Below are 5339 nucleotides of genomic sequence, written 5' to 3' on the forward strand. Positions count from 1 at the left end.
GTTGTTACCCAGAAATTGTGATACCGTTATTATAAATATTTAAACAATTAACGCTAACCAATCTCAAAATATGCTACCGATTTCCTATGAATTTCAAAGCCATTTCGTCATTGGGCTTTATTTCTAAAGCTTTTTGAGCATAAAATATAGATTTTTCTTTTATTCCCATTTTACTGGCTAAATTTGACATACCAATCTGAAATTCATACGATTTTGGATTGTACGTAGCCATAACTTCTCCCAAACTAAATGCCATTACGGGATCAACTTGGGCTAAGTTTAGAATCAATGAACCTATCCAATTCGGATTCTCTAAATGATTTTCGATTTCATTTGCCTTTGCAAAACACGTATTCGCCTTGATCAAATCTTTTTGACTTAATGCTTCGAATCCTTTCAAAAACTCTGTAAAAAACCGTCCTGAAAAATAGGTGTCCGCAAGGTTTGTAATTTGAGATATTTCGTCGTATTTTTTATTAAACAGTAAATTTGAATATGTGTAGTCAATCAAATCACCATAAAAATCAGGATAAACACTATACTTTCCCAATTCTTTGTCCAATTGAATCGGTACTTGTTCCCAATCTGTGTTTTTATCAAAGCGCGTTAAGCTCGGATCTAGTTCTTTGGTAACTTGCCAATCTTGATAATATTTCTCCACAGCACTTTCAACATCTTTTGTAAAACGGTACGAAATGGATTTATCTTTTTTGTACAAACCAATATAGGCCTTGAAAAAAGCTAATGCGCCTTCTTGGGAGTAGTTTTGATTTAGTTGGCTCGCCATGTATCCTCCTACGCTATCCCAAATTAAAGATTTTTCAGGTTGAATTTGATGCCCTGCCTTGATTTTTTCCTCAGCTTCTTTGGAATTATTTCTGATGTATTTTGGATTAATATACCGATTGAAATACTTAAAATCTGAAGCCAAATTTTTATCATTTTCAACGTTGGATTTGCCCTTTTTCTGGTAATAGCCTTGCCCAAAATTATAAACTTCATTTATGGCCTCCAACATCAACTTATCTTCTTGTTTTTTGGCCGTGACGGTTTTCGTGTTAACTCCTGATAGGATTTGAACCAAACTAATCCCTAAACTTTCTACATCTTGACGCCCAAGGTTAGACCCGATGGACAAAGATAAATTATCCTCAGGTGCAGCGATAAACAAAAAACTGGTTTGAGGCATTCCGCCACTATGCATGATGATGTGTTGCCCCAAAAAAGGACGTACCGAAATTCCTAAAGCATATTCATTCCAACCTTGCTCTCCCAAAGGTTCAAGCATCAATTCAACGGTTTCAGGTTTTAGAATTTTTCCATTTTTCAAAGCAATCCCCATTTTAACAACATCCTGCACCGTCGAACGCACCCCGCCAGCTCCAAATCGGCTACTGATGTCCAGATACTCACCATTTTCGATGTTGCCTCCATTTTTAAAATAGCCTCGAACTCGATTCGGAACAATCGCAATCGGATCATCCATCATGGTATTTTCCATGTTTGCAGGCACCCAAATGTGTTCTTTTAAAAAATCTTCGTACGATTTACCACTTACTTCTTCAATCACCGCACCCAAAAGGTTGTAGCCATAACTCGAATACTTCCAATCCGTGTTTGGCTCAAACATTAATTCCCAATCTTTAAAAATATCAATCGCCATTTTTGTGGAGTACGGTTCTTTGATATGTTTTTCCTCTTTACTGTCGCTTCGATAATGAGAAATCCCTGCTGTGTGAGATAAAATTTGGCGAATGGTAATCGGATATTCTTTTTTTGGAAAAGACGTATAATAGGTTTGTACTTCAGCATCCAAATCGATTTTTCCCATTTCCCAAAGTTTCAAAATTGCCATGGCGGTCATGGGCTTCGTCGTTGACGCAATTTGATATGAAGATACCGGTTTTGCCTTGACCTGATTTTCGATATCCGCCAAGCCCCAAGCATTTTCATAATAAAAATCATCGTGTTGGAAGGCTACTGAAATAGCAGGGGCATTGGTTTGCTTTTGCCAGGCCTGAATTTTGGCTTCGATTTTGGTTCGTTTTTCTTCTATAACCGCATCACTCGTTTCCTGAGAAAAAGAGCTCAATGTTGAAAACGTTATGAAAGCGAAAAATAGTACTCTTATAGATAAGTTCATTTTATGACTGTAATATTGATTGATAATAAATTAGACTACCTGTTGTATATTATGTTACAATTTTTCTGAAGTTAATGGTGCGGTCTCAGTTATATCTTAGTTCTCAAGAAGGAATAGTTGAGTGGAGAATGGGACGGAATTAATCGTATACCCAAAAACAAAAAAACCTCAGTAAGACTGAAGTTTTTCATTGGCGGTGCGTTGCGGTTTGGACGGGACTCTTAGATAAGCACATTTATCTATTTTCTACTCATTAAAGCCCAGATAAATTAAATCATATTTTGACATACCCTTAGCAGGGTGCGTTGATATTCAATAGTTCAAGTCACAATTAGCTTGATAAATATAATCGTGTTCTCGGACAATATTTTTTACTCTTCGTCCTTGATAATTATTATAAAACAGCATTTTAAAGTAATTTAAAATCACTAATCAAATAAAACACAATATCATGAAAAAAAATGAAAAACTATTTACAAAGTTAGGCCCTAGGCTCGCCTTTTTGGCTTTACTTTTCCTATCCTTTTCCTGCACTCAGGATATGACTGAGCTTGAAAACAATCTGGAAAAGAAAAATGGAAAGTCCAATACTGCTGATTTGAAAACCTTGGTCAGGGGGGCTTCCTTGAACGCAGCTAATGGGATCGCCATCGGACCAGATGATGGTCATTTGTATGTTGCCAGTGTTACAGGTCAGGAGATCGTTGTTATGAACAAGAGAAATGGTAAAATTATTGACCGAATAACAGAAGGAGTACAGAGTCCTGATGATCTTGTTTTTGGTCCGGACGGGTCCCTTTATTGGACAGACATATTAACGGGACAGGTAGGGCGTAGGACACCGAGTGGAGTTGTTACGAAACAGGAATTTCTCCCGGGCGTAAATCCCATTGCTTTTAATGACGAAGGTCGTCTCTTCATAGCTCTTGATTTTCAAGGTGACGGCTTGTATGAATTTGATCCCGAACTCGATCCAAATAAAACAAGACCAATTGTTGAATGTGCATTCCCATTAGATCCAAATCCGTGTCTTGGGTTTTTCAATTCTTTTGATTTTGGACCAGACGGGCGCTTATATGGGCCTTTGTTTGCTTTTAATTTAATTATTAGCGTAAATGTCGACCCGGATAATGATCCTACTTCAGATCCATTCAACCCTTCTTCTGACTTAGATCTTAAAATAGTGGCAGGATTGAATGGTGAGTTTAGCAATCCCGCGGCAGCAAAGTTTGGACCTGATGGATTACTTTATGTACTCGATCAAGCGGGTAAGGTGGTAAAGATTGATATTGAGAACGGCAATGAAATTATTCCCTTTACAACTCTTCAACCCGGGCTGGATAATATGGTTTTTGATGAAGATGGCTCCCTTTATATGACGAATAATGACGAAGGTTGGGTAGCCGAGATACTACCAAACGGTCAAGCTCGCATCATCAGCCCAGGCGGTATGATCGTGCCTCAAGGAATAGCAGTAATGACAGGACCCAATAACCAGGACATGGTATTTCAGGCTGATCTCTTTGGTATGAGGCAATTTAATGCGCGTAGTGGTAAGCAGGAAGATAAATTCAGAGCCCTTTTAGTTGCTCCACCAGAAGGAACCTTTCTGACCTTGCCTCAGAACGTGTCAGCATCTGGCAGCGACCTGATAATTTCTTCTTTTTTCAGCTCAACTGTTCAGGTTTGGAATCCTGAAAGTGGCGTATCGGACGACTTTGAAGATCAGGTAGTGGCTCCTATTGATGCCGTCCGACTCAACTCAGGTGAAGTAATCGTGTCTGAAATAGGTCTTGTGCCTATGGGTGGGGTAATCAGTATGAAAGACAATTCAATGATACAAGAATTATTTGCGGCGAGTGGCCTGGCCACAGATGGCGAATCCGTATGGGCCGCTGACTGGGGAGCTGGCCTCATTTACAAGATCGATTTTGGCGGAGCTTCTCCAGATTCCAATATTGTATTTGCCGGTCTTCACGGTCCAGAAGGATTGGCTATTGACAATGAAGGTAGACTTTTGGTGTTTGAAACTGGAGGACCCTTTCAAACTGGCGATCCTCGTCTTTCCCGTATTGATTTTTCATCCGGTACAGCAGAAAGAACCACAATCGTGGATGGTCTTGAACCCAAAAAAGGTGGTATAGATGGCTTTCCACCGATGTGGCTCTTCGATGGCGTAGACGTGGGCTCAAACGGTGACATCTATCTTACAGGAGGTGAAGCGAACGTTATTCACAAAATCCCTCAGAGCAAAGTAAAATAAAATCCTTGAATGAGGATCTGCGAGTCACCATAGAAGATCTACTCGTCTAAAAAAGAAAAATATTCCAGAGTTTTAAACTTTGGGATATTTTTTGCTTAGACTTTGCGGTCTGGACGGGACTCCTGAACCCGCAACTTAATGTACTCATATTTAGATATTTATCTTGCAATTCTAATATGTTTACCCTTCAAAAGTTGAAATTTCGTACCTTGAAGCATCAACAACCAACCCATGATCCCTTTCTTCAGAAAAATTCGTAAAAAAATGGCAGATGATAACAGGCCTTTAAAGTATATGAGATATGCTGTTGGAGAGATCGTATTGGTCGTTGTTGGAATTTTGATTGCCTTGCAGATTAATACTTGGAATGAGGAAAGAAAAGATAGGATAAGGGGAATATCTCATTTAAAAGAAATCAGGGCAGAATTATTATTTGATTCGTATCAATTGGATACGGTTTTAAAATATTTAGAGGTAGCTGATAAGGCAGGTCTTTATATGAATGATTTTCTCTTGAATAGGTTGGAAAAAATTGATTCGACTAAATTAAAAGATGCCTATCTAAGGTTAGGTCATTTATCTGTGTTTAACAATACTAAAATTTCTTACAATAACTTATTGAGCAGTGGCGAAATAAACCTTATTCAAAATGATACCATTAAAAGACTTCTTGGGTTCATGCACAATGAAGGTAATTGGGACAAAAGTTACCATGATGGTCCAATGCAAGAAATTTACAATGAGTACAGTAATTATATTAATAAATATACCGAACCGTTAATGGTAAGGCATTTTTTTAAAAATGAATTTAAGGCAAATTTTAAGGAGGAATTTAAGACAACCACCATATCTGTTAATGGTTTTTATGTGAATTGGGAGGAATTGAAAAAAGATTCAAAATATCTGGTTTTGCTTGATCAAGTATTATCAAAC

3 protein-coding genes are annotated in these 5339 nt (G+C 38.0%); 2 read left to right on the forward strand and 1 reads right to left on the reverse strand.

Annotated elements, in window-relative coordinates:
- Window positions 1-73: 73 nt before the first annotated feature.
- Window positions 74-2092 (reverse strand): serine hydrolase domain-containing protein, encoded by a 2019-nt coding sequence (locus ACR2MV_RS02955; RefSeq protein WP_434020407.1) that lies wholly within the window; start codon window positions 2090-2092, stop codon window positions 74-76.
- 502 nt (window positions 2093-2594) lie between these two features.
- On the opposite strand from ACR2MV_RS02955, the gene ACR2MV_RS02960 reads away from it, so the two are divergent.
- The gene (locus ACR2MV_RS02960) at window positions 2595-4406 is read left to right on the forward strand and encodes a hypothetical protein (protein ID WP_434020408.1); all 1812 of its coding nucleotides are present in this window, start codon (window positions 2595-2597) and stop codon (window positions 4404-4406) included.
- A gap of 231 nt (window positions 4407-4637) precedes the next feature.
- Window positions 4638-5339, forward strand: a 702-nt coding sequence (locus ACR2MV_RS02965; RefSeq protein WP_434020409.1) for a DUF6090 family protein, incomplete at its 3' end; no start/stop codon positions are given.

This window comes from Lutimonas sp. (assembly GCF_051011215.1).
Classification (GTDB): domain Bacteria; phylum Bacteroidota; class Bacteroidia; order Flavobacteriales; family Flavobacteriaceae; genus Lutimonas.